Origin of the sequence: Bacillus sp. MYb56 (assembly GCF_002976445.1) — a bacterium.
Classification (GTDB): Bacteria; Bacillota; Bacilli; order Bacillales; family Bacillaceae_G; genus Bacillus_A; species Bacillus_A mycoides.
On the sequence record NZ_PCOH01000016.1, the window covers coordinates 99,698 to 121,314 of the forward strand.

A 21,617-nucleotide genomic window follows, 5' to 3' on the forward strand; every position below is an offset into this window, starting at 1 on the left:
TAAAAATAAAAGCCGTAATTAACGGCTTTTATTTTTTGTCACCAAACTATTCTTTTGTTAAAAAATTATTAATTCACTTTAATATATTCATACCACCACTTACCACCTGGTCGAGTATCCATCCACCAAGTGATTTTATCTAGTTCTGAATTAGGCAATACCTCAGTTTGGATATAAGCAAGACCTGTTAATGGATTAACAACAACTTTTCCCTTTGTTCCTCGTTCAACCATAGCTTGAATCGCTTCATTTAGATAGTTTGTCCCGAATTCACCAGACTTAACATATTGATATCCACCATTAGAACCTCCGTTTCCTCCACCATCCCCAACAGTTTGTCCCGTTAGAGCATATACGATAGAATTTGCGATTTTATCAACATTCCATTTAGCCATGTCGGATTCGTTATCGATGAATCCTAATTCGATAAGAATAGCTGGTGCTTTAGTTCCATTCAATACGGCTAAATCAGTACGTTGTTTCGCACCACGATCACGCCATCCAATATCTTTTGCTAGTTGAGCTGAGATTTTAGCCGCCAGCTCTTTCTGATCATAATACAGAACTTCCACACCCTGCCCATTCCCATCACTTGAATTAAGATGAAAAGAAACAACCAAATCCACATTATGGGAATTACTATTACGAACGATATTATTTAAATTTTGCGCTTGAGTGCTTCCTACTTCGTCTGTATCATCATAGACTGTGTGTCCTAAAGCTCTTAACTTAGCTGCCACCGCATCTTTCACCTGACGGTCCATAATATGCTCTTTTCGATTTCCGGAATTAGCCCCTTGTACAATACTGTTGTGCCCTCCGTGTAAACTATAACGTGTCATTATTCAACATCTCCTTTCTTATTATCATATTCAGAACTTGTCTTATTGCTCTTGCCACCTAAAATTTCAACTGCATTCGTTAGTGCTGAAGGTAGCGGAATTCCCATACGACCAGCGTTTTCTAAAAGTGAAAGCAACTCATTTCCGATAAAAAATTGTCGCTTCACGAATAGCACTATTACCTCCAAGTGCTGTACCTAATTTGGTTTTCACTCCACTCAAAAGAAAAAGCACCACCTTTTTGGCGATGCCTTTGAAGCCAACTTTACTTTTTAACCTGCACACAGGACGTTCAATGCTCCGTAAAAAGCACCTGTATCTACACTGTTTATTGTTCCCAGTGTAACCGTATTCCCGTAATCATTTGTACCTCCGAAAACAGTAATGATATCTGCGTCATCGGTCATGTTTGCATATCTTGTACACATTGGCCGGTCGTGTCCTTCCCACACTGCTATACGAAACCCCGAAATACCATAGTAATTATATTATTAGCATTACTAATCACTTTCCAATAAGGAATGTCTGCATAATTTAGTGATGTAATACTATCTCCTAATACAGCCCATATTGCAGCAGAAATACCAATAGAAAGATGCGACATTCTTTTGAATATTTATTCGTTCAATAAAAAAAGCTACCCTATTCTATTTTCTAGAAAGGATAGCTTTCTCAACTGGTATATAAATACCTATCTTTGTAAGCCTCGTTTATAACGACTTGCTTCAAATATAATACGCTCTTCATCTAACGTTTTACATTCACCATTCCAAACGACACGTTTACCATTAATAATTACATCGCTTATATCTTTTCCACTAGCTGCATACACAAGATGTGATAACACTTCATCTGCCGGTTGTAAATGTGGCTTATTAGATGGATCAATCGTAATAAAATCAGCACACTTACCAACCTCAAGTGATCCCGTTTGTTTCATACCAATTACTTCCGCAGCTCCTTTTGTCGCAAGAGAAAGAGCTGTTTCAACTGGTAATGCTGTTGCATCTTGATGAATACCTTTTTGTAATAAAGTCGCTATACGCATTTCTTCAAACATATCTAAATTGTTGTTAGACGCCACACTATCTGTTGCAATTCCTACTTTTATTCCTGCTTCTAGCATCGCTTTTACATTCGCTATACCAGAACCTAGTTTTAAATTACTATTTGGGTTATGAGCTACTCGAACATCATGTTCTGCTAAAAATGCACGCTCATTTTCATTTAATACTACACCGTGCGCAATAACTGTTGGGCGTTTAAACAATCCGCAACTTGCTGCATATTCTACTGGACGCTTCCCATACTGTGCTTCAATATCACGTACTTCACGCTCTGTTTCAGAAAGATGAATATGAACCATCGTTTGATTTTCTACTGCAATACGAGCACACTCTTCTAACAGTTCTGTGGAACATGTATATGGACTATGCGGTGCAACCATCGTAGTTAACATACCACTTTCGTTATAGTAACGCTTCACATATTTCTCAGCTTCTTCAATTGCTTTCTTTTCATCGTCTTTCGTTCCGAAGCTAAATAAAGTTCTTGAAACAGCAGCACGCATTCCACTTCTTGATACCGTTTCCATAATTGCATCTTGGTCTACTCCAATAGGATTAAACATATCAGAGAATGATGTTGTACCACTTTTCACCATTTCAAGTAATCCTAATTCCGTGCTAGCGACCGCAAGCTCTGGCGTAAACTGACTTTCAAGTGGCCAAATTCTCGTCTCAAGCCATGGCTGCAATAACATATCATCTCCGATACCTCTCAAAAGGCTCATAACAACATGTGTATGTGTATTGACAAGCCCTGGTAAAACCCACTTTCCTTTCATGTCAATTACTTCATCTACTTCAAAATCGTTAGCGAATTCTCCGCTATTTACATCTATAATTTGATCATTTTCTACAATGATATATCCATTTTCTATCACTTCATTTTGTTCATTCATCGTTGCAATTGTAGCGTTTACATAAGTTGTTTTCAAAAGTATTTCCCCTTTCAACTCTATGAAGTTCCCTTTAATTAGTTACCACCATTATAGTAACTTATTGAAGATTAAGAGTCAAAAGATAATTTTAATTCTTTCGTTGTCTTTTCCTTCAAAATGCTATATTGTTTTTCATTTGTATCTGCAAATGCTTCTTCACGGCTCGACTTCATGTCCATATAGTTTAATGTTTCATGAAATTGGGTCCTAGTAAAATCATACCTTTTCCCATCTACTTTATTGTAGAAATGCCATACTTCACCTATCTTCGTCTTTATTATCTCTCCCCCGCACAATTCTTGGACAATAAGGGCCGTTACACCACATTGTCCCTTTGCTGGGTTTTCGCTCGTCCACTTAGAACTCGTTTCTATTGACCAAGATTTTCTTAATGCTTCATATAGTTGTTTAATCTTTATGCTATCCATATTCAGCATCTCCTGACATTAGCAATTTCACACATCATATTATAAAAGCGGTAAAAGGCAATTTTTAAAAATCATTACTATTTGTAACACCGTTCAATATATTGAACGGTGTTACAAATGATTTAATTCACCTTTGCTCCATAACATCTCGCAACTGCAACCGCCTGCGCTATATCTAATTTCACGTTTTTTAAATCAAAAGCTTTAAAATCAACTCTATCAACTACAGCTCCTCTTAAATCCGCCCCACTAAGTTTCACCTTACCTAATTGTGCGCCCGTTAAATCCGCTTCACGCAAATCTGCTTTTTCTAAATTACATTCATATAGGTCAGCTTCAATTAAACGAATACCCTTTAACATTTGTTTACTTAAGTTTGCAAACCTTAAATTCGTATATGACCAATCGCCTGATATAATTGTTATTCCGTCTAAATTCGCCTCTTCGAAATCCGAACCAGTCATTTTACATTCTTCAAACTTAGATACAAATAAATTCGCACCAAAAAACCTACAATTAGCAAACGTAGTTCCTTGATGGATAGAAGCATTAAAAAGAGTACCAGTAAAATCACATTCTATGAAATTACAATTTTTAGTAAAAACTTCTGATGCATCTATCCCTCTAAAACGGCATTTTATGAAGGTACAATTTTTCAATTCCTCTTCTTTTATCCAGACATCTTGAAAATCTATTTCTACATATTCTTTATTTACAAATTCACTCATAATCAATCCTCCAATTTTTCAAAAAACCTCACTTCAGCATGAAGTGAGGTTTCTTCTTATACAATATGCTCATCTAACCATGAAATCAAATCTTGAAATACATCTTCTCTATTCACTTCATGGAACATTTCATGTCTACCATTTTCATATAAACGAAGTGTTACATCTTTCACACCACATTTTTTATAGTTCTCGTATACTTCTTTTACACCTTTCCCCATATCCCCAACAGGATCACGATCACCAGAGAATATATGTATTGGAAGATTTTTTGGTGTCTTCTTGTATTCTTCTATTTTATTTACTTCTAGAACTCCATGAAACAATTCTCGGTAAAAACTAGTCGTGCAAATGAATCCACATAACGGATCCGCAATATAATTATCAACTTGATGAATATCTGAAGATAACCAATCAAATTTCGTACGATTTGGCTTAAAGTGTGAGTTGAAGTTTCCGAAAGATAAGAAGTTCAGCATCGGACTTTTCGTTTTCTTTCCGCGAAGTTTCATCTCAATTGTCGCTACTTTATGACCGATACTTCCTAAAAGCCCTGGATTTCCACCAGTTCCTGAAATAAGGAATCCATCATATAATTCACCTTTAAGTTGTACAGCACGTCTTGATAAAAAAGAACCCATACTATGTCCAAGTAAAAATAACGGGCATGTCTGCTCTTCTTTTATCATTTCCGAAACAAAGATAACATCAGACACAGCCTGATTCCAACCTACATTTGGTTCAAAATGACCATAGTCTTCTTCCCTTTTCACTGTTTTTCCATGCCCTTTATGATCATGAGCATAAACACCATATCCTGCTTCTAATAAAGCATCAATAAATTCTGTATAAACACCTGCATGTTCTGTCATACCATGTGCAATTTGAACAATTCCCCGCGGATTTCCTTCTGGTAACCATTTACGCAAGTAAATTTCCGATTTATCCAATGCCGTAACGAAATTTTCCTGTATGCTCATTCCGACAGCCTCCAAATCTATTATGTATATCTTTTTTTATAATGAATAAACATTCATTATTCTTATTATGTATTATATGCAATTGCTTTCATTATGACAAATGATCTATTTTTCCGATTATATATTAAACTATTATCTTGACGGATTTAAAGTAAAATTATATAGTTACTCACATAAAGTAATTAATATATTTTTAGGAGGTTTTAATCATGATGCCCTCACTATTTTTAGCACATGGATCACCTATGCTTGCTATTCAAGATACAGACTATACACGCTTTTTAAAGACACTTGGAGAAACATATAAACCGAAAGCTATTGTTATTTTTACCGCTCACTGGGAAAGTGAAGTATTAACGATCTCCTCTTCAGATGAAGTATATGAAACAATTTATGACTTTGGAGGTTTTCCTCCTGAGTTATACGAAATCAAATATCATGCGAAAGGCTCTTCTAGCATTGCGTCTATGCTAGAAACAAAATTTAAAAACAAAGGCATTCCAGTCCATCATAATATGACGAGAGGTTTAGATCATGGCTCATGGACACTCCTGCATCGTATGTACCCAGAAGCCAATATTCCTGTCGTACAAATATCAGTAAATCCATTCCTTCCTGCAAAAGAACAATTTGAAATTGGAGAAGCACTAAAAGGACTTGGACAAGAAGATATTTTAGTAATCGGCAGCGGAGTTACTGTTCATAATTTACGAGCATTAAAATGGAATGAAACAACTCCAGAACAATGGGCGATTGAATTTGATGATTGGATTATAAATCATATGCATACTAGCGATAAAGATGCATTGTTTAACTGGGAAAGAAATGCTCCTCATGCACAATTAGCTGTACCAAGAGCGGAACATTTTATTCCTCTATTTATCGCGATGGGTAGTGGTGAGAACGACGGTACGGTCATTCACCGTAGCTACGAGCTTGGTACATTAAGTTATCTTTTCCTTCAATTTTAATGAAAAAGGATGAAGCAATATTGCTTCATCCTTTTTCTGTTTTTCATTCACATAGTTAACTAACTTCCAAATGTCGTTTCTCTGATACCTCTTCGTTCTTACTATGAAAATAAACCCAAATGCACGCAATAAATAATAGTGATGATGTAGAGAAGAAAACATATTGGAAGCCTGCATGAGCTGCAATTTGTCCACCAAGTACTGGCCCAATCATATTTCCTAAAAACTGAAACGATTGATTATATCCAAATATTCGTCCCGTTACATGGGTTGGCGTATGTTGTTTTAGTAGAGTTTGTACGGAAGGTAATAGTCCTGCTTGTGCAATACCTAATAAAAAGCGAAGAATTAATAGTTGCCAAGCTGAGGTTACAAATGCTTGCGGAATAAAAATAATTCCTGCAGCAAACAACGCTACAACTAACGTTTTTTGAGGTCCAATATGATCTGATAATCTTCCTAGCTTAGGAGCTGCTAAAATAACTGCTAATCCTGTCGCAGACATGACTGCACCTGCAAGCATTTCAATATGATCCGTTCCTGGTCCTGCCAAATGCTTTACGTACAACGTAATAATAGGTTGAATCGACATATTTGCAAGCTGAATAATAAACGTTGCTACAAATAAACTTATTATTAAATGTTTTGCAGGGACCATCGTCCATACTTTTTTCGGCTGTGCCTTTTTTTCTTTAGCAGAATGTTTCTCCTCATGTAAGAAGAAAAAGACGATAAGAAAGGACAGGAATAAGAAAGCTCCTGTAACTAGAAAAACATGGCGCATTCCGATTAACTCTGACAAATAACCTCCGAGTATCGGCCCAAGTAATGAACCGCTCACGCCTCCAGTTGAGATTGTAGAAATTGCCCAACCTGAATGTTCTTGCGGAGTTTCTGCAGCTATAAGTGTCATCGCTGTAGAAAGGAAACCTGATACCGATCCCATTAAAAACCGAAGTGCGACTAATTGATACACATCTGTCACAAACCCCATAAGCGTCATAATTATCGCCATACCAAGGCTCGCACGTATAAGCATCAATTTCCGACCATGTATATCACCAAGCTTGCCCCATATTGGTGATACGATCGCACCCATTAAAAATGTCACACCAAATGCAAGTCCCGACCACTGTGCAATACTAGAAGTGCCAGTCACTCCTAATTCCTCAATATAAAAAGATAAAAAAGGAATTACTAAACTCATACCGGCTGCAGTGGTAAAACAACCTAGCCAACAAATCATTAAATTTCGTTTCCAGCTGGCCATTTTCACACCTTCTTTCATTAGATACCCATTCTACACCGTTTCCTGGAAAAAGTTTAGTAATTTGATTTATACATAATAAAACTCTATCCCTTTGCATTCTTTGCAAAGGGATAGAGTTAATTATCTCCTATGGGTATTAAACGTGCATTACAGCATCGCTCGTAAAACTCAATCGGACCTGCTTGTCCTATAATTGCATACTCATATCCGCTTTTCTTCATGTTATATAAACAATGATTCAATAACGTCTTCCCAACACCGTTCACACGATTATGTTTCGCTGTACCCATCGGGCCAAACAACCCTTTCTTTCCTCTCACAACATCATAACAAGCGAAACCAATGATTTCTCCTCCTTGTTCAGCAATAAAAATAGGTAACTCTTCTTTATATGTCCGAAATCCATAATCTAAAGATTTTAACCAACGCTCACCAAATTCATCCTTAACAAAACGTGCCAACTTTTCAAAATCAGAAGAGATCGCTTTTCTAATATTACAGCTTAAACTATTACAAATAGGATCAAATATTGTTAATGCAACCGTCAAGTCTCTTGGTTCAGATGTAATTTGCAATAGATCTTTTTTCATCTTTTCACTTATAACCTTATCAATAACTGTATCCCCTTGAAAAATTGCATATAAAACATGCCCTTCATTTATTACTATTTGCTGAAAACGTTCCATCCGTTTCTTCGCTACTTTTAAAACTTCTATCGTCTTATTTGAAACTTTAAACTCCCCAACATTTATGTATTCTATTTCATTTGCATAATATTGTTGGAGTAACGATATCTTTGCTAAAAAATCCATACCCACCGTGTGAAATAAATACATATGTAACTCCGCGCAAACTCCAGTACCTTCCTTACAAGCTCCTATAAATAGATGAACTGGATGGATAATACCTTTACTACACTCAGCCTCTTCTGCTGCAATCTCCAATATTTTATATGCACGTTTTGTAAATTGGAATTCCATCATCTATATCCCTTCCCCTAATGACTTATTATCAAACCATAACCGTATATAATAGAAACAATTACTCCAACCATTAATATGCCTGGAAGTAAATTTGCCACTTTAATTTTAATAAATCCAAGTAAGTTTAATCCGATTGCGAATATCATAATACCGCCAGTAGCCGTCATTTCCACTATAAATTGATTCATTAATTCTTTTGGAACAAAACTATTAATTTGTGTTGCAAAAACTGCAATACCTCCCTCATATAAAATCACTGGAATCGCTGAAAATACTACGCCAATTCCTAGAGTTGTCGTTAATATAATAGAAATGAATCCATCGATAATCGCCTTTGTAAATAAAATATCATGATTTCCGCGAATCCCACTGTCCAATGCACCAAGTATCCCCATCGCTCCGATTGCAAAAATAAGCGTGGCTGTTACAAAGCCTTCTGATATGCTCCCTTTCCCTTTCGATCCAACTTTATTTTCTAGCCAATCCCCTAACAGTTTTAACCTTTCTTCTAATTGTAGCCATTCTCCGATTACCGTACCAATAACTAAACTTAGTATGACAACAAGAAAATTTTCACTTTTTAATGCCATTTGAAGTCCAAGTACAGTAACCGCTAAACCAATTGCATGCATAATTGTTCCCTTCATACTTTCTGGAATCGCACTAAATAATTTACCAAGTAAAGTACCAAATATAATACAAATCCCATTTACAACTGCTCCTAATATAACCATTTCTCATTCTTCACCCTTCGAATTCTTTATTTCTATATTTTGGTTTATACATTGATTTACAGGTTACCTATATGTTAACGTGATATTGTGAATATTAACAAACGTTTTTCACTACATAACCCGCTATTTTTTTGTAACTATACAAAGACCGATTGCCTTTAGTAGATTCATTGTTAATCTAATTGCGGGATAAACTCAAAAGGGAAGGTATTTATGAAAACTTTACTAAAACGATTTCTGTTAATAGCCTTTTTCATTACACCAATTGTTTTATTAATCAACTACTCTTTTATTTCAAAAGCGAAAGACAAACCTGATATGCAAAACAAATCTAGTAAAACAGCTTCAAAAAGCGAAAAGAAAACCGAAGACCCTGAAATCACACTCACCTTCTCTGGTGATACAATGTTCGATTGGCAATTACGTCCCGTAATCGAAAAAAATGGGGCTGATTATCCATTCCAACACGTAAAAGAAGAAATAACGAAAGCTGATATTTCTTTTGTTAATTTAGAGTCAGCATTTACAACGAGAGAAAAAAAAGTATCTGGGCAACAATTTTGGATTAAAAGTGATCCATCCACACTACAAGCCATTAAAAACACCGGATATGACATCGTGAACATTGGCAATAACCATACGCTTGATTATGGGCAAGATGGACTACTAGACACCATTTCTCACGTCGAAAAATTAAAACTACCTTACACTGGAGCCGGAAAAAGTGCTGAAGATGCTTATACTGCTCGTGAACTAACTGTAAAAGGAAAAAAGTTTAAATTTCTTTCCTTTGTACGCTTTATGCCTAACTTTAATTGGGTAGCTGGTGACAATAAACCTGGCGTTGCAAACGGATATGATCTAGATCTTGTAACAAAAACAATTCAAGAGCAAAAGAAAGATGCTGATTATGTAATCGTCTATATGCATTGGGGCGTCGAAAAATCTAATCGTCCAATAGAATACCAGAAACAATATGTTCCGAAAATGGTAGAGGCGGGTGCTGATGCAATCGTTGGAAGTCACCCGCATTGGTTACAAGGATTTGAGTATTACAATAAAGTTCCTATCGCATACTCGTTAGGAAACTTTTTATTCCCGAATTATGTAAATGGAAAGAGTGCCGAAACAGGCGTATTAACTTTAACCTTTAAAGGTAAGGATGTCCAAATGTCATTCAATCCTTACATCATTCGCAACAACCAAGTTTCTCCTGTAAATGAAGAAGAAAAGAAAAAAGCACTGCAATATTTACAAACGGTTTCAACTGATGTAGAAATTGATGATACTGGAAAAATAATCAACAAACGCAACTAAACAGCACGAAATTCATTTCTCTGTAACATACATTACGGGATAGGTGATGAATATGCTGAAAAACTTATTAGAAAATATAAGTCTGTTAGAAAACGTGTATAAAATATCTATATCGATCCTGCTTTTATGTTCATTTTTTTCTGTTAGACTTCTAAGAAAAATAAAGCGAGAGAGAAAACTTACTCCCTTTGAATTTACAATGTATGTAATCATTCGTATTGCAATACTTTTTTGGTTAACTAGCTTTATCCTTCTTGAATATGGAGCGTATTTCGTTTAACTTTCAAAGAATAAAAAAGATAGAATAAGCAGGATTTCCCTCCGCTTGTATCTACCTTTTTTATTTCAAGTAGAATTGTATGTTAAGTCTTTTCTTTTATTAAATAAGTAAATCAAACAGCACAGGATTTTTATTAAGCTCCACGAATTGAATGTTATTTTCTTGAAAACGAGTAATTAAAGCTTCATAGTCTTCCTTATGCTTTAATTCTACCCCCACTAAAGCTGGACCATTTTCTTTATTATGTTTCTTAATATACTCAAAGCGAGTAATATCATCTTCCGGTCCTAATCCTTTATCAAGAAACTCTCGTAGTGCTCCTGAACGTTGCGGAAATTCAATGATGAAATAGTGCTTTAATCCTTCATGAATAAGGGATCGTTCTTTCATTTCTTGCATTCTATCAATATCATTATTTCCACCACTTAACGTGCATACAACTGTTTTTCCCTTTATTTCATCTCTGTATAGATCAAGTGCCGCAATAGAAAGCGCACCAGCTGGCTCTGCTACAATCGCATTTTTCTTATACAGTTCTAAAATCGTTGTACAAACCTTTCCCTCCGGTACTAAAACAATATCATCAATTACATCTTTACATGTTTCAAAAGTTAACTTTCCTACCTTCTTAACTGCTGCACCATCAACAAAACTATCAATCTTATCTAATGCAACATTTTCATTTTGAAGAAAGGCTTCTTTCATAGATGCAGCTCCCATCGGTTCTACACCGATTACCTTTGTAGTAGGACTAACCCCCTTTACATATGTACCAATACCAGATGCTAATCCACCACCGCCAATTGCTGTAAATATATAATCAACTGGTTTCTCCATATCATGCATAATTTCAACAGCGACTGTTCCTTGACCAGCAACGACATACGGATCATCAAACGGATGTACAAATGTCATCCTATTTTCCACACAATAGCGCTGCGCCTCTTGGAAAGAACTATCAAATGTATCACCAACTAATACAATGTCTGCGAAATCACCACCGAAAAATTCAACTTGTGATACTTTTTGCTTAGGTGTCGTTGTCGGCATGAAAATTTTTGACGGAATCTTCAATAAATTACACGTATAAGCAACTCCTTGCGCATGATTACCAGCACTTGCACAAACAACACCATTTTGTAACTTTTCTTTCGGTAAACTTTGAATTAAATTATACGCACCACGAATTTTGAAAGAACGAATAACTTGTAAATCTTCTCGCTTAACATATACGTCACATTCATATTTCTCAGATAAAACTGAATCTCGTTGTAACGGTGTTTTAATAATGATATCTTTCATGCAATTATGAGCCATTAAGATATCTTCAATTTTCACTCTCTCCTTTACATTTTGCACCATTTTATATCATCCTTATCTCTTTTTATATTGGCTCAATCAAAATTCGGGATTTTCAGAACTGCACCTGTATTCGCCGATGTTACCATTTGTGCATAACGTCCAAGCCACCCAGTTTTCACTTTTGGTTCTGGTCGTTTCCACCCTTTTTTACGCTTCTCTAATTCCTCATCACTAACTCTCACTTCTAACAAGCGTTCCTCAACATCAATACATACAATATCTCCTTGTTCAAGAAGTGCAATCGTTCCGCCAGCTGCTGCTTCTGGTGAAATGTGCCCTACCGAAATACCACGTGAAGCACCAGAGAAGCGACCATCAGTTAAAAGTGCAACATCTGCTCCTAATCCCATACCAGCAATTGCTGATGTTGGTGCTAACATTTCCGGCATACCAGGTCCGCCTCTTGGTCCTTCATAGCGAATAACAACTACATCTCCTTTCTTAACTTTCCCAAGCATAATGCCGGCAAGCGCCTCATCTTGTGAATTAAAAATAACGCAAGGTCCTTCAAATCGTTTTACTTCTGTTGCTCCGCTTTTAATAACCGCTCCGTCTTTCGCAAGGTTTCCTTTTAATATACGTAATCCTCCTTCTTCACTATGAGGATTTTCTAGAGAATGAATAACTTCCTTATCTTGAATCTCTGCATGAGCAATGTTTTCTCTTAATGTTTGCCCAGTAGCAGTTATACGATCAAGGTGAAGTACCCCTTCTTTTCGGCTCATCTCTTTCAAAATTGCACTAATCCCGCCTGCGCGATCGATATCTTCCATATGCCAATTAGAAGCTGGACTTACTTTACATAAATGCGGTACACGCCTTGAAACTGCATCAATGCGGTTCATATCGTAATCTAACCCCGCCTCTTGTGCGAGTGCTAACGTGTGTAATACTGTATTCGTTGATCCACCCATCGCCATATCAAGTGCAAACGCATCATCAATTGCTTCTTCTGTTACAATGTCGCGTGGTTTAATATCTCTTTCAATTAAAATTTTCAATTTTTCTGCTGCTTGTTTAATTAACTCCTCACGTCTTGGATCAATCGCTAAAATACTCCCGTTACCAGGAAGAGCTAAACCTAACACTTCACATAAACAGTTCATAGAGTTCGCTGTAAACATACCGGAACAAGAACCACAAGATGGACAGCCATGATCTTCAATATCCTTTAATTCTTCTTCTGAAATTTTCCCAGATTGATAGGCTCCTACCCCTTCAAAAACAGAACTTAAATCGACAACTTCCCCTTTAGATGTTTTCCCCGCTGCCATCGGACCACCTGAAACGAAAACAGTTGGAATGTTTATTCGAAGTGCAGCCATCATCATACCTGGTGTAATTTTGTCACAGTTTGGAATACAAATCATTCCATCAAACCAGTGTGCATTTACAACTGTTTCTACTGAATCTGCAATGATTTCACGACTCGGAAGCGAATAACGCATACCGATATGACCCATCGCAATACCGTCATCTACTCCAATTGTATTAAATTCAAATGGAACCATGCCTGCTGCACGTACTGCTTCTTTAACAAGTTTCCCAAACTCGTTCAAGTGCTTATGCCCTGGAATAATTTCAATAAAAGAATTACAAATCGCAATAAACGGTTTATCAAAATCCTCATCTTTCAAACCAGTTGCTTTTAATAAACTACGATGCGGAGCTTTATCAAAACCTTTTTTAATCATGTCACTTCTCATCTTGTCAAATCCCCTCTTACATATTTTTCACTTATACTCTCGTAATCTATTTCTTTACTAATTCTTTCGGTGCATGAATCCAGCTCATCATTTCACGAAGCTCTGCTCCTACTTTTTCTAGCTGATGATTTTGTTCTGCTTTTTTCATCGCATTATACGTTGGACGCCCTGCTTGATTTTCTAAAATCCATTTCTTCGCAAATTCACCTTGCTGAATTTCTGTAAGAACACGTTTCATTTCCTTCTTCGTTTCATCTGTAACAATTCTCGATCCTGTTACATAATCTCCAAACTCTGCCGTATCTGAAATAGAATGACGCATATTCGTTAATCCGCCTTCGTACATTAAATCAACAATTAACTTTAATTCATGCAAACATTCAAAGTATGCAATTTCAGGACGATATCCACCTTCCGTTAACGTTTCAAAACCAGCTTTCACAAGTGCTGTTACTCCTCCGCAAAGCACTGCTTGCTCACCGAATAAATCTGTTTCTGTTTCTTCTTGGAATGTCGTTTCAATTACACCTGCACGTGTACAACCTACACCTTTTGCATACGCTAATGCTACATGTAGTGCTGTTCCCGTTGCGTCTTGATGCACTGCGACTAATGCCGGAACACCATTTCCTTCTTGGAAGACACGGCGAACGAGATGACCTGGACTTTTCGGCGCGACCATCGCTACATCTACGTAACTTGGCGGATTAATTTGCCCGAAGTGAATATTAAATCCATGTGAGAAAAGTAACATTTGTCCTTCACGAAGATTCTCTTCTACTTCTGTTTTATATACATACGCTTGCTGTTCATCCGGCAATAACATTTGTACAACTTGTGCGGTTCGAACCGCTTCTGAAACGGACATTACTTCAAACCCATCTGCTTTTGCTACTTCATATGATTTACCAGGACGAACACCAACTACAACTTCCACACCAGAATCTCGTAAGTTTTGTGCTTGTGCATGACCTTGAGATCCATATCCAACTACCGCAACTGTCTTCCCTTTTAATAGCTCTAAATTTGCATCTTTCTCATAATAAGTTTTCATATTCCATACACTCCTTATAATTTATTTACTTGCAGTACATTGATTAATTTTTTCAACTGACTGACAAGTAACGTTGCTTCATTTTCAGTACAAACTGCTGTTAGTTTCATATCAGAAACACCACTTGTATCTCTTTCGTTTAAATTTAAAGAAGAAATATAATAACCACGCCGAGCAAAAATTCCGCTTATACGTAATAAGACGCTCGGATCGTTATGAATAACTAATGAAAAAGTATGACTCATTCTTCCCACCTCTTCATAATCATTTCGTTATTCCCTTTGTTTGGCGGAACCATTGGAAAGACGTTCTCACCTTCTTCTACACAAAAGTCAACTACGACAGGACCTTCATGAGAAAACGCTTCTAACATTACCTTTTTCGCCTCAAACGAATTTGTTGCTCTTAACCCTTTTACACCATAAGCTTCTGCTACTTTCACAAAATCTGGTGACCCAATTCTCGATTCCGACAAACGGTTTTCATAAAACATTTCTTGCCATTGCCTTACCATTCCTAAAAATTTGTTGTTTATAATGAATACTTTGACAGGAATATTATTTTCAGCAATTGTTTGCAGCTCTTGAATGTTCATTTGGAAAGAAGCATCACCAGCAATACAGATGACAAGTTCTTCTTCTTTTGCAAGCTGAGCACCAATTGCTGCTGGAAAACCAAATCCCATCGTCCCTAATCCCCCTGATGTTAGAAAAATCCGTGGTTTTCTCGCTTTATAAAAGTGAGCAGCCCACATTTGATGCTGTCCTACCTCTGTCGTGACAATCGCTTCACCATTCGTTAATTCACTTACTAAGTTGATAACATGCTGTGGTTTTAACTCAAATTCTTTTTGCTTATATGAAAGTGGATATTCTTCTTGCCATTTCTTCACTTTCTGAAGCCATTCATCTGTTTGTGTATAAATAGACATATGTAACAGCATATGTAGCGCCTTTTTCACATCACCAACAATCGGATGCTCTACAGTTACATTTTTATGAAACTCAGAAGGATCAATATCAATATGTACTTTTTTCGAATGAGGAGAAAAAAGTTCTAATTTTCCTGTTACACGATCATCGAAACGAACACCTAACGCCAGTAATAAGTCACATTCTGTTACTGCCATATTTGCAGCGTACGTTCCATGCATACCGAGCATTCCTAAAAACAACGGATCTCCCGGCGGATATGCACCCAGTCCCATTAAAGTTGAAACGACTGGAATACGATTCTCCCTCGCAAACTTGATGAGTTCTTCAGATCCGCCTGAATGAATGACGCCTCCCCCGATATACAGAAGTGGGCGTTTTGCTTTTGAAATTGATTTTGCTACCTCTCTCAGTTTCAAACTGTCTGGCAAAGGTTCTGGTTTATATCCTAGAATCTCCACTTCTTCATTAAAGAAACTTGTTACATTTGCATTTTGAACATCTTTTGGAATATCAATTAATACCGGTCCCGGTCGCCCGCTTTCGGCGATGTAAAAAGCTTCTTGCACAGTTCGTGATAAATGATTTACATCACGAACTTGGTAATTATGCTTCGTAACAGGTACTGTAATTCCGACAACATCCGCTTCTTGAAATCCGTCTTTACCAATTAAAGGCGTTGCAACTTGCCCTGTAATGACAACTAAAGGAATCGAATCCATATAAGCATCTGCTAAACCCGTAACTAAATTCGTCGCCCCTGGTCCAGAGGTAGCAAAGACTACCCCAACCTTTCCAGAAGCTCTCGCATATCCTTCCGCTGCATGAATTGCAGCTTGTTCATGACGAGTTAACACGTGCTTTAAACCACTTTCGTATAACGCATCGTATATTGGTAAAATCGCTCCGCCCGGATAACCGAAAACGGTCGTTACACCTAATTTCTTCAAACATTGAATAACGTGTCCAGCACCTGTAGTTTCTTCACTCTGCAGTTCATCACATGCCGTATACTGTTCCTCCATTTCAATTAACTCCTCTCCCTATTTACGCTAAACTTTCCGCCAATCCTGGAACACGTACTCCTCTTTCTCTCGTTAATTTTTTAAATTCTTCGGTTAATCTTTTTGTTACATCTCCTGGTTTTCCATCTCCAATTTCTCTTGAATCTACTTTCACTACAGGAATTAGTTCCGCTGCAGTTCCTGTTAAAAACACTTCATCTGCTACATATACGTCATGGCGAGTAAACGGCCTTTCCTCACACGGAATATTAAGTCGCTCACATAACTCAATCACACTATTTCTCGTAATACCTTCTAGCGCCCCTAAGTACGAAGGAGGTGTTAACACTTTTCCATCTTTCACAATGAAAACATTATCTCCAGACCCTTCACAAACATATCCTTGTTGATTTAACATAAGAGCCTCTAGCACTCCCGCTTGTGCCGCTTCAATTTTCACAAGTACGTTATTTAAATAGTTCATTGACTTAATACGTGGGTCTAATGCATCTGGTGTATTACGTCTTGATGCAACAGATACAACGCTTAGTCCATTATCATAAAATTCCTGCGGGAATAACTTTAATTGCTCTGCAATAATAATTACGCTCGGTTTCACACAACTTCTCGGATCGAGTCCTAAGTCACCTTTTCCTCTTGAAACAATTAATCGAATGTAGGCATCTGCGTATTCATTTTTTTGCAATGTTTGTAAAACTGCTTCTTCCATTTCGTCAACCGCCATTGGAATTGTAAGTAAAATAGATTTCGCCGATTCATATAATCGTTTCACATGTTCTTTTAAACAAAATACATTTCCTCCGTAACTACGAATCCCTTCAAATACACCGTCCCCGTATAAAAAGCCGTGATCATATACTGAAACAACTGCCTTTTCTTTTTCTACAAATTCCCCATTCATATAAATGTACTGGTTTCCCATCTCACATCGCTCCTCTTTTTTCTCTCTATTTTTGCAACCTATTTCTATATCGATTGCTGAGATGAGTATTTTTGACAGAATATTCAGTATACTAACCTTAAAAATATACTCGTCTCAACAATCGATTACTTACACACTTGTAGCAATCCATTGCTGAGACGAGAGACTCGTGGTACCACTCAGCTTCCTTACACTTCTCACGAAATATAAGCTCTGCAAGTCCAATTAGACTTTTGTTTTTCTATCGGAAACAACTCCGCTACTTTTTACTAACTTCAAAAGCAGTGCTCCGAGGTGATTTTCAATGATTCAATTGTTACCACCCTCACAGCCTTTGGGCGGCTCTCTGAAACAATCTTTATCATTTACTCTCCTCTTCCTCGCATTCTTTTATTCTATTTTTTAAAATAAAAACTCTCGCCTCAGCAATCAACTACTACAAATTAGTAGCTTTGATTGCTGAGGCGAGAGTTTCGCGTTACCACTCAGCTTCCTTATACTTCTCACGAAATATAAGCTTCATAGGTCCAATCAGACCTCCGTCCTTTTACCGGAGACGATGCCGCCGCCCTCTACTCAGTTTCCCTTTCGCAAGCGATGCTCCGAGGTGATCTTCAATGATTCGATTGCTACTACTCTCACAGCCTAGGAGTAGCTCTCTGAAACGACCATAATCATCTACTTTCCTCTTCTTTGCATATACAACATATAAAGTTAGAAAATTCTTAATTAACTTTTATTTGTTACACGTATTATAGGACGCGGTTCTTTCCATTGTCAACATGTTTTTAGAAAAATATTAAAATTCATTCTATTTACCAGAAATATATTTATTTTTTCTCAAAACAAAATCGGAATGAACTTCTTACACATACTCATATATTACTTAAGTATGTTCGCTTTACTACATAAAGAAAAACAACTTAAAAACATATACAATTTATGAGGAGATGAGAAAACTATGTTAAAAGGTAAAATAGCATTAGTTACAGGAGCAAGCCGAGGAATTGGACGTGCTATCGCAAAACGGTTAGCAAACGACGGTGCATTAGTTGCTGTTCATTATGGTAACCGAAAAGAAGATGCTGAAGAAACTGTTCATGAAATTCAATCAAATGGCGGATCAGCTTTTTCTATCGGTGCAAATCTTGAATCTTTACACGGTGTAGAAAACCTATATAATTCTTTAGATACTGAATTGCAAAAGCGAACTGGTGGAACGGAATTTGATATTTTAATAAACAACGCTGGAATTGGACCTGGTGCTTTTATTGAAGAAACGACTGAACAATTTTTTGATAGAATCGTTTCAGTAAATGCAAAAGCACCATTCTTTATCATTCAACAAGCACTACCACGTTTACGTGACAATAGCCGAATTATTAATATTTCATCAGCTGCCACCCGCATTTCTTTGCCTGATTTCGTTGCATATAGTATGACGAAAGGTGCAATTAACACGATGACTTTCACGCTTGCAAAACAACTCGGAGCACGAGGAATAACAGTAAATGCAATACTTCCAGGCTTTATTAAAACAGATATGAATGCAGAACTATTGAGCGACCCAATGATGAAACAGTACGCTACTACTATTTCCGCCTTCAATCGCTTAGGTGAAGTAGAAGACATTGCCGATACTACTGCATTTCTTGCTTCTCCAGACAGCCGATGGGTTACTGGACAATTAATTGATGTGAGCGGAGGATCTTGTTTATAAAAAACATATATTTTCAAATCTTTTTTATTGCGCAATAAAACAATTTATATAATACTATATAAAACATATATATTTAGGAGGATTACAGCAATGTCCGAAAAAACATACGAACTCGCAACCTTCGCTGGTGGCTGCTTTTGGTGCATGGTAAAACCATTTGATGAACTTCCTGGTATTCATAAAGTACTTTCTGGCTATGCAGGTGGTCATATAGAAAATCCAACATATGAACAAGTAAAAGCTGGAACATCTGGCCATTTAGAAGTCGTTCAAATTACATTCGATCCTTCTATTTTCCCGTATCAAAAATTACTAGATTTATATTGGCCACAAATCGATCCGACTGATGATGGCGGACAATTTTTTGACCGTGGTCCCTCTTACCGCACAGCAATTTTTTATCATAATGAAACACAAAAAGAGCTTGCAGAAAAATCGAAGCAAACGCTAGCAGAAAGCGGTATGTTTAAAGATCCTATTGTGACTGAAATTCTTCCTGCTGCACCTTTTTATGAAGCAGAAGAGTACCACCAACATTTCTATAAAAAGAATCCAGAGAAATATGCTACTGAGCAAAAAGAATCTGGCCGTGAAGACTTTATAAAAGAAAATTGGCAAAAAAAATAATAAAAGCGCATCGTGCTTTTTTTCAAAGTGCGATGCGTTTTTATCTTTGAAAAAAGTACCATACAATTAAAAGAACAACCGCTGTTAATGTCCAAAGTACTATCTCGTTTTTTACTCTATTCTTTTTATTAGTCATTTCATCTCCTCCTAATAGCTATTAAACATATTCAAGATTTCCTTTGTTTAATTGTCCACTTGATGTACGTGAATACATCCTTACATATTCTTATAACAAGCGTACCAATTATTCCAATTACAATCGCAATTAATAACATCTGTCCAAAACTAAGAGAATTTGTGTACGTTATGTAGAGAATGATACATACAAGTGAAAAATCTGGTAAAAAAAGCAAAAACTTTTTAAACATCTCTTCACCTCTCCTTATGCTTTGTAAACTATGTCTTCTACTGTATTTGAAATATAGTTTGTTCGAAAATTCCATTTAGACCCTCATTTTATCGAAAAGAATAAGAACCCCTTTTGAATAGAGATTCTTACTCAGCAGATTTAAATTTGATTATTTTCTACATATCCTATTCCATAATTACGCCTGAAATAACATAATATTACCAGCGATTTACTAGAAATTAAACATTCTTATTCCCCATCAACAAATATTTAGATTGACAAAATATTGGGATCGGGTAGTCGGATACCGTGCCAGCTGTCTACATCGCATTGGCCATATTCATTATCACCTACTGCTACCACCGTGCCGTCAGATGTAAGGCCGACGGTATGTGCACACCCCGCCGCTATCGCTACAATATCGCTCCAATCGCTTACATTACATTGACCATACTCATTTGAACCCATAGCTACTACAGTACCATCCGATTTCAGGCCGATTGTATGACTACTCCCTGCCGCGATCGCCACAATATCGCACCAATCGCTTACATCACATTGCCCCCGTTTATTATTACCCACAGCCGTCACCATACCGTCAGATGTAATACCAACTGTATGAAGATATCCCGCCGCGATCGCCACAATATCACGCCAGCTACTTACATTGCATTGGCCATATCGATTATTACCCACAGTCGTCACCGTTCCGTCCAATTTAAGACCGACTGTATGCCAGTCACCCACCGCGACCGCCACAATATCACGCCAGCTACTTATATTGCATTCTCCTTCTTTATTTCGGCCCACTGCTATCACCGTGCCATCCGGTTTAAGGCCAATGGTACGGCGCCACCCCGCCGCAACCGATACAATATTATGCCAATCATTTACATCACATTGGTCATGATTATTCCAACCCACTGCAACCGCAGTACTGTCACATTTAAGACCGATTGTATGAGCATTACCCGTGTTCGTCGCCATATGAACATTGCCCGCTGCGACTGCTTCAATATCACGCCAGCCACTTACATTGCATTCTCCTTCTTTATTTCGGCCCACTGCTACCACCGTGCCATCCGATTTAAGAGCAACGGTATGACCACGACCCGCTGCTATCGTATTTTTAGGCCACCGTTTCACTTTTAACACCTCTTCTTTCGGTGAAATGTAATTCATGTTTTACCTCCTTGCATATAAGCAACTGTATCCAAATATATATTTTCATCAAATTTCATTATAAATGAACTAACTTTTTTATAAATCTACATCTCCAAAGGAACCTACTACTTCTTCTTCTTCAAAAAATAAAAACCTCCAGTTTAAATTGAACTGTACCCTATAAAATGGACAGTTTAATAAAAAAGCCCTGAAAAATCAAG

The 21,617-nt window shown here is 37.0% G+C and carries 22 protein-coding genes, 2 pseudogenes and 2 other annotated features; of the genes and pseudogenes, 5 read left to right on the top strand and 19 right to left on the bottom strand.

The window, feature by feature from the left end:
• Positions 1 to 68: 68 nt before the first annotated feature.
• The 8 genes and pseudogenes from CQ058_RS32880 to CQ058_RS18900 all read right to left on the bottom strand — a co-directional run bounded on the left by CQ058_RS32880 (position 69) and on the right by CQ058_RS18900 (position 4,980).
• Positions 69 to 233, bottom strand: a complete 165-nt coding sequence (locus CQ058_RS32880) for an N-acetylmuramoyl-L-alanine amidase C-terminal domain-containing protein (protein WP_369811979.1) — start codon at positions 231 to 233, stop codon at positions 69 to 71.
• Between the two features lie 99 nt (positions 234 to 332).
• Positions 333 to 842, bottom strand: a pseudogene (locus CQ058_RS18870) (N-acetylmuramoyl-L-alanine amidase); the annotation flags it as partial.
• A pseudogene (locus CQ058_RS18875) lies at positions 842 to 1,118 on the bottom strand (phage holin family protein); the annotation flags it as partial. The pseudogenes CQ058_RS18870 and CQ058_RS18875, both read right to left, overlap by 1 nt.
• Entirely contained in the window at positions 1,115 to 1,249 is a 135-nt protein-coding gene (locus tag CQ058_RS32335; protein ID WP_255256129.1) for a hypothetical protein, read from the bottom strand. The pseudogene CQ058_RS18875 and the gene CQ058_RS32335, both read right to left, overlap by 4 nt.
• Before the next feature lie 284 nt (positions 1,250 to 1,533).
• Positions 1,534 to 2,859 (bottom strand): bifunctional S-methyl-5'-thioadenosine deaminase/S-adenosylhomocysteine deaminase, encoded by a 1,326-nt coding sequence (locus CQ058_RS18885; protein ID WP_012260737.1) that lies wholly within the window; start codon positions 2,857 to 2,859, stop codon positions 1,534 to 1,536.
• Between the two features lie 53 nt (positions 2,860 to 2,912).
• Positions 2,913 to 3,272, bottom strand: a complete 360-nt coding sequence (locus CQ058_RS18890; protein ID WP_002189193.1) for a YunG family protein — start codon at positions 3,270 to 3,272, stop codon at positions 2,913 to 2,915.
• 122 nt (positions 3,273 to 3,394) lie between these two features.
• On the bottom strand, positions 3,395 to 4,000 hold the full coding sequence (locus CQ058_RS18895) for a pentapeptide repeat-containing protein (RefSeq protein ID WP_002189192.1): 606 nt from the start codon (positions 3,998 to 4,000) through the stop codon (positions 3,395 to 3,397).
• A gap of 56 nt (positions 4,001 to 4,056) precedes the next feature.
• The gene (locus tag CQ058_RS18900; RefSeq protein WP_002189191.1) at positions 4,057 to 4,980 is read right to left on the bottom strand and encodes an alpha/beta fold hydrolase; all 924 of its coding nucleotides are present in this window, start codon (positions 4,978 to 4,980) and stop codon (positions 4,057 to 4,059) included.
• Positions 4,981 to 5,189: 209 nt separating this feature from the next.
• On the opposite strand from CQ058_RS18900, the gene CQ058_RS18905 reads away from it, so the two are divergent.
• Positions 5,190 to 5,951 (top strand): DODA-type extradiol aromatic ring-opening family dioxygenase, encoded by a 762-nt coding sequence (locus CQ058_RS18905; protein ID WP_002189189.1) that lies wholly within the window; start codon positions 5,190 to 5,192, stop codon positions 5,949 to 5,951.
• Positions 5,952 to 6,006: 55 nt separating this feature from the next.
• Here CQ058_RS18905 and CQ058_RS18910 read toward each other — a convergent pair whose 3' ends face one another.
• From CQ058_RS18910 to CQ058_RS18920, 3 genes are all read right to left on the bottom strand, one after another.
• A complete protein-coding gene (locus tag CQ058_RS18910; RefSeq protein WP_002086285.1) occupies positions 6,007 to 7,221 on the bottom strand; it encodes a multidrug efflux MFS transporter in 1,215 nt (404 codons plus the stop codon).
• 116 nt (positions 7,222 to 7,337) lie between these two features.
• Complete coding sequence (locus CQ058_RS18915) at positions 7,338 to 8,204, bottom strand: GNAT family N-acetyltransferase (protein WP_002126793.1); 867 nt, start codon at positions 8,202 to 8,204, stop codon at positions 7,338 to 7,340.
• A gap of 14 nt (positions 8,205 to 8,218) precedes the next feature.
• Positions 8,219 to 8,938 carry a DUF554 domain-containing protein gene (locus CQ058_RS18920; RefSeq protein ID WP_000236011.1) on the bottom strand — a complete coding sequence of 240 codons (720 nt, stop codon included), beginning with the start codon at positions 8,936 to 8,938 and terminating at the stop codon, positions 8,219 to 8,221.
• Positions 8,939 to 9,151: 213 nt separating this feature from the next.
• Here CQ058_RS18920 and CQ058_RS18925 point away from each other — a divergent pair, with 213 nt between their 5' ends.
• Complete coding sequence (locus tag CQ058_RS18925; protein WP_002189184.1) at positions 9,152 to 10,255, top strand: CapA family protein; 1,104 nt, start codon at positions 9,152 to 9,154, stop codon at positions 10,253 to 10,255.
• 52 nt (positions 10,256 to 10,307) lie between these two features.
• Positions 10,308 to 10,535 carry a hypothetical protein gene (locus CQ058_RS18930; RefSeq protein ID WP_078176844.1) on the top strand — a complete coding sequence of 76 codons (228 nt, stop codon included), beginning with the start codon at positions 10,308 to 10,310 and terminating at the stop codon, positions 10,533 to 10,535.
• Between the two features lie 99 nt (positions 10,536 to 10,634).
• Here CQ058_RS18930 and ilvA read toward each other — a convergent pair whose 3' ends face one another.
• From ilvA to ilvE, 6 genes are read right to left on the bottom strand one after another with little or no spacing between them, the layout of a single operon-like run.
• Entirely contained in the window at positions 10,635 to 11,897 is a 1,263-nt protein-coding gene (ilvA, locus tag CQ058_RS18935; RefSeq protein ID WP_002189182.1) for a threonine ammonia-lyase IlvA, read from the bottom strand.
• 32 nt (positions 11,898 to 11,929) lie between these two features.
• Entirely contained in the window at positions 11,930 to 13,603 is a 1,674-nt protein-coding gene (gene ilvD, locus CQ058_RS18940) for a dihydroxy-acid dehydratase (RefSeq protein ID WP_002012150.1), read from the bottom strand.
• A gap of 46 nt (positions 13,604 to 13,649) precedes the next feature.
• On the bottom strand, positions 13,650 to 14,657 hold the full coding sequence (ilvC, locus tag CQ058_RS18945) for a ketol-acid reductoisomerase (protein WP_002189180.1): 1,008 nt from the start codon (positions 14,655 to 14,657) through the stop codon (positions 13,650 to 13,652).
• 14 nt (positions 14,658 to 14,671) lie between these two features.
• Positions 14,672 to 14,902 carry an ACT domain-containing protein gene (locus CQ058_RS18950; RefSeq protein ID WP_002165980.1) on the bottom strand — a complete coding sequence of 77 codons (231 nt, stop codon included), beginning with the start codon at positions 14,900 to 14,902 and terminating at the stop codon, positions 14,672 to 14,674.
• Entirely contained in the window at positions 14,899 to 16,614 is a 1,716-nt protein-coding gene (gene ilvB, locus CQ058_RS18955; protein WP_002189179.1) for an acetolactate synthase large subunit, read from the bottom strand. The genes CQ058_RS18950 and ilvB overlap by 4 nt, the downstream gene beginning before the upstream one ends.
• Positions 16,615 to 16,636: 22 nt before the next feature.
• Entirely contained in the window at positions 16,637 to 17,536 is a 900-nt protein-coding gene (gene ilvE, locus CQ058_RS18960; protein ID WP_000528143.1) for a branched-chain-amino-acid transaminase, read from the bottom strand.
• Between the two features lie 151 nt (positions 17,537 to 17,687).
• Positions 17,688 to 17,926 (bottom strand) — a binding site (T-box leader).
• A 67-nt stretch (positions 17,927 to 17,993) separates the two neighbouring features.
• Positions 17,994 to 18,239: a binding site (T-box leader), on the bottom strand.
• A gap of 258 nt (positions 18,240 to 18,497) precedes the next feature.
• On the opposite strand from ilvE, the gene CQ058_RS18965 reads away from it, so the two are divergent.
• The gene (locus CQ058_RS18965; protein ID WP_002189176.1) at positions 18,498 to 19,256 is read left to right on the top strand and encodes an SDR family oxidoreductase; all 759 of its coding nucleotides are present in this window, start codon (positions 18,498 to 18,500) and stop codon (positions 19,254 to 19,256) included.
• A 90-nt stretch (positions 19,257 to 19,346) separates the two neighbouring features.
• Positions 19,347 to 19,883, top strand: coding sequence for a peptide-methionine (S)-S-oxide reductase MsrA (msrA, locus tag CQ058_RS18970; protein ID WP_002189175.1), 537 nt, complete (start codon positions 19,347 to 19,349; stop codon positions 19,881 to 19,883).
• 167 nt (positions 19,884 to 20,050) lie between these two features.
• Here the strand turns inward: msrA and CQ058_RS18980 are convergent, their stop codons facing one another.
• A complete protein-coding gene (locus tag CQ058_RS18980) occupies positions 20,051 to 20,251 on the bottom strand; it encodes a hypothetical protein (RefSeq protein WP_002189173.1) in 201 nt (66 codons plus the stop codon).
• A 251-nt stretch (positions 20,252 to 20,502) separates the two neighbouring features.
• The gene (locus CQ058_RS18985; protein ID WP_002189172.1) at positions 20,503 to 21,414 is read right to left on the bottom strand and encodes an RCC1 domain-containing protein; all 912 of its coding nucleotides are present in this window, start codon (positions 21,412 to 21,414) and stop codon (positions 20,503 to 20,505) included.
• Positions 21,415 to 21,617 lie beyond the last annotated feature (203 nt).

Bases quoted from the DNA above. Each gene is read 5' to 3' on its own strand.
- CQ058_RS18920 (WP_000236011.1), bottom strand. From the start codon at position 8,938: ATGGTTATATTAGGAGCAGTTGTAAATGGGATTTGTATTATATTTGGT.
- CQ058_RS18930 (WP_078176844.1), top strand. From the start codon at position 10,308: ATGCTGAAAAACTTATTAGAAAATATAAGTCTGTTAGAAAACGTGTAT.
- CQ058_RS18895 (WP_002189192.1), bottom strand. From the start codon at position 4,000: ATGAGTGAATTTGTAAATAAAGAATATGTAGAAATAGATTTTCAAGAT.
- CQ058_RS18965 (WP_002189176.1), top strand. From the start codon at position 18,498: ATGTTAAAAGGTAAAATAGCATTAGTTACAGGAGCAAGCCGAGGAATT.
- CQ058_RS32880 (WP_369811979.1), bottom strand. From the start codon at position 233: ATGGTTGAACGAGGAACAAAGGGAAAAGTTGTTGTTAATCCATTAACA.
- ilvC (WP_002189180.1), bottom strand. From the start codon at position 14,657: ATGAAAACTTATTATGAGAAAGATGCAAATTTAGAGCTATTAAAAGGG.
- ilvB (WP_002189179.1), bottom strand. From the start codon at position 16,614: ATGGAGGAACAGTATACGGCATGTGATGAACTGCAGAGTGAAGAAACT.
- CQ058_RS18910 (WP_002086285.1), bottom strand. From the start codon at position 7,221: ATGGCCAGCTGGAAACGAAATTTAATGATTTGTTGGCTAGGTTGTTTT.
- CQ058_RS18980 (WP_002189173.1), bottom strand. From the start codon at position 20,251: ATGTTTAAAAAGTTTTTGCTTTTTTTACCAGATTTTTCACTTGTATGT.
- ilvE (WP_000528143.1), bottom strand. From the start codon at position 17,536: ATGGGAAACCAGTACATTTATATGAATGGGGAATTTGTAGAAAAAGAA.
- CQ058_RS18900 (WP_002189191.1), bottom strand. From the start codon at position 4,980: ATGAGCATACAGGAAAATTTCGTTACGGCATTGGATAAATCGGAAATT.
- ilvD (WP_002012150.1), bottom strand. From the start codon at position 13,603: ATGAGAAGTGACATGATTAAAAAAGGTTTTGATAAAGCTCCGCATCGT.
- msrA (WP_002189175.1), top strand. From the start codon at position 19,347: ATGTCCGAAAAAACATACGAACTCGCAACCTTCGCTGGTGGCTGCTTT.
- CQ058_RS18915 (WP_002126793.1), bottom strand. From the start codon at position 8,204: ATGATGGAATTCCAATTTACAAAACGTGCATATAAAATATTGGAGATT.
- ilvA (WP_002189182.1), bottom strand. From the start codon at position 11,897: ATGGTGCAAAATGTAAAGGAGAGAGTGAAAATTGAAGATATCTTAATG.
- CQ058_RS18905 (WP_002189189.1), top strand. From the start codon at position 5,190: ATGATGCCCTCACTATTTTTAGCACATGGATCACCTATGCTTGCTATT.
- CQ058_RS18985 (WP_002189172.1), bottom strand. From the start codon at position 21,414: ATGAATTACATTTCACCGAAAGAAGAGGTGTTAAAAGTGAAACGGTGG.
- CQ058_RS18925 (WP_002189184.1), top strand. From the start codon at position 9,152: ATGAAAACTTTACTAAAACGATTTCTGTTAATAGCCTTTTTCATTACA.
- CQ058_RS18890 (WP_002189193.1), bottom strand. From the start codon at position 3,272: ATGGATAGCATAAAGATTAAACAACTATATGAAGCATTAAGAAAATCT.
- CQ058_RS32335 (WP_255256129.1), bottom strand. From the start codon at position 1,249: ATGACCGATGACGCAGATATCATTACTGTTTTCGGAGGTACAAATGAT.
- CQ058_RS18950 (WP_002165980.1), bottom strand. From the start codon at position 14,902: ATGAGTCATACTTTTTCATTAGTTATTCATAACGATCCGAGCGTCTTA.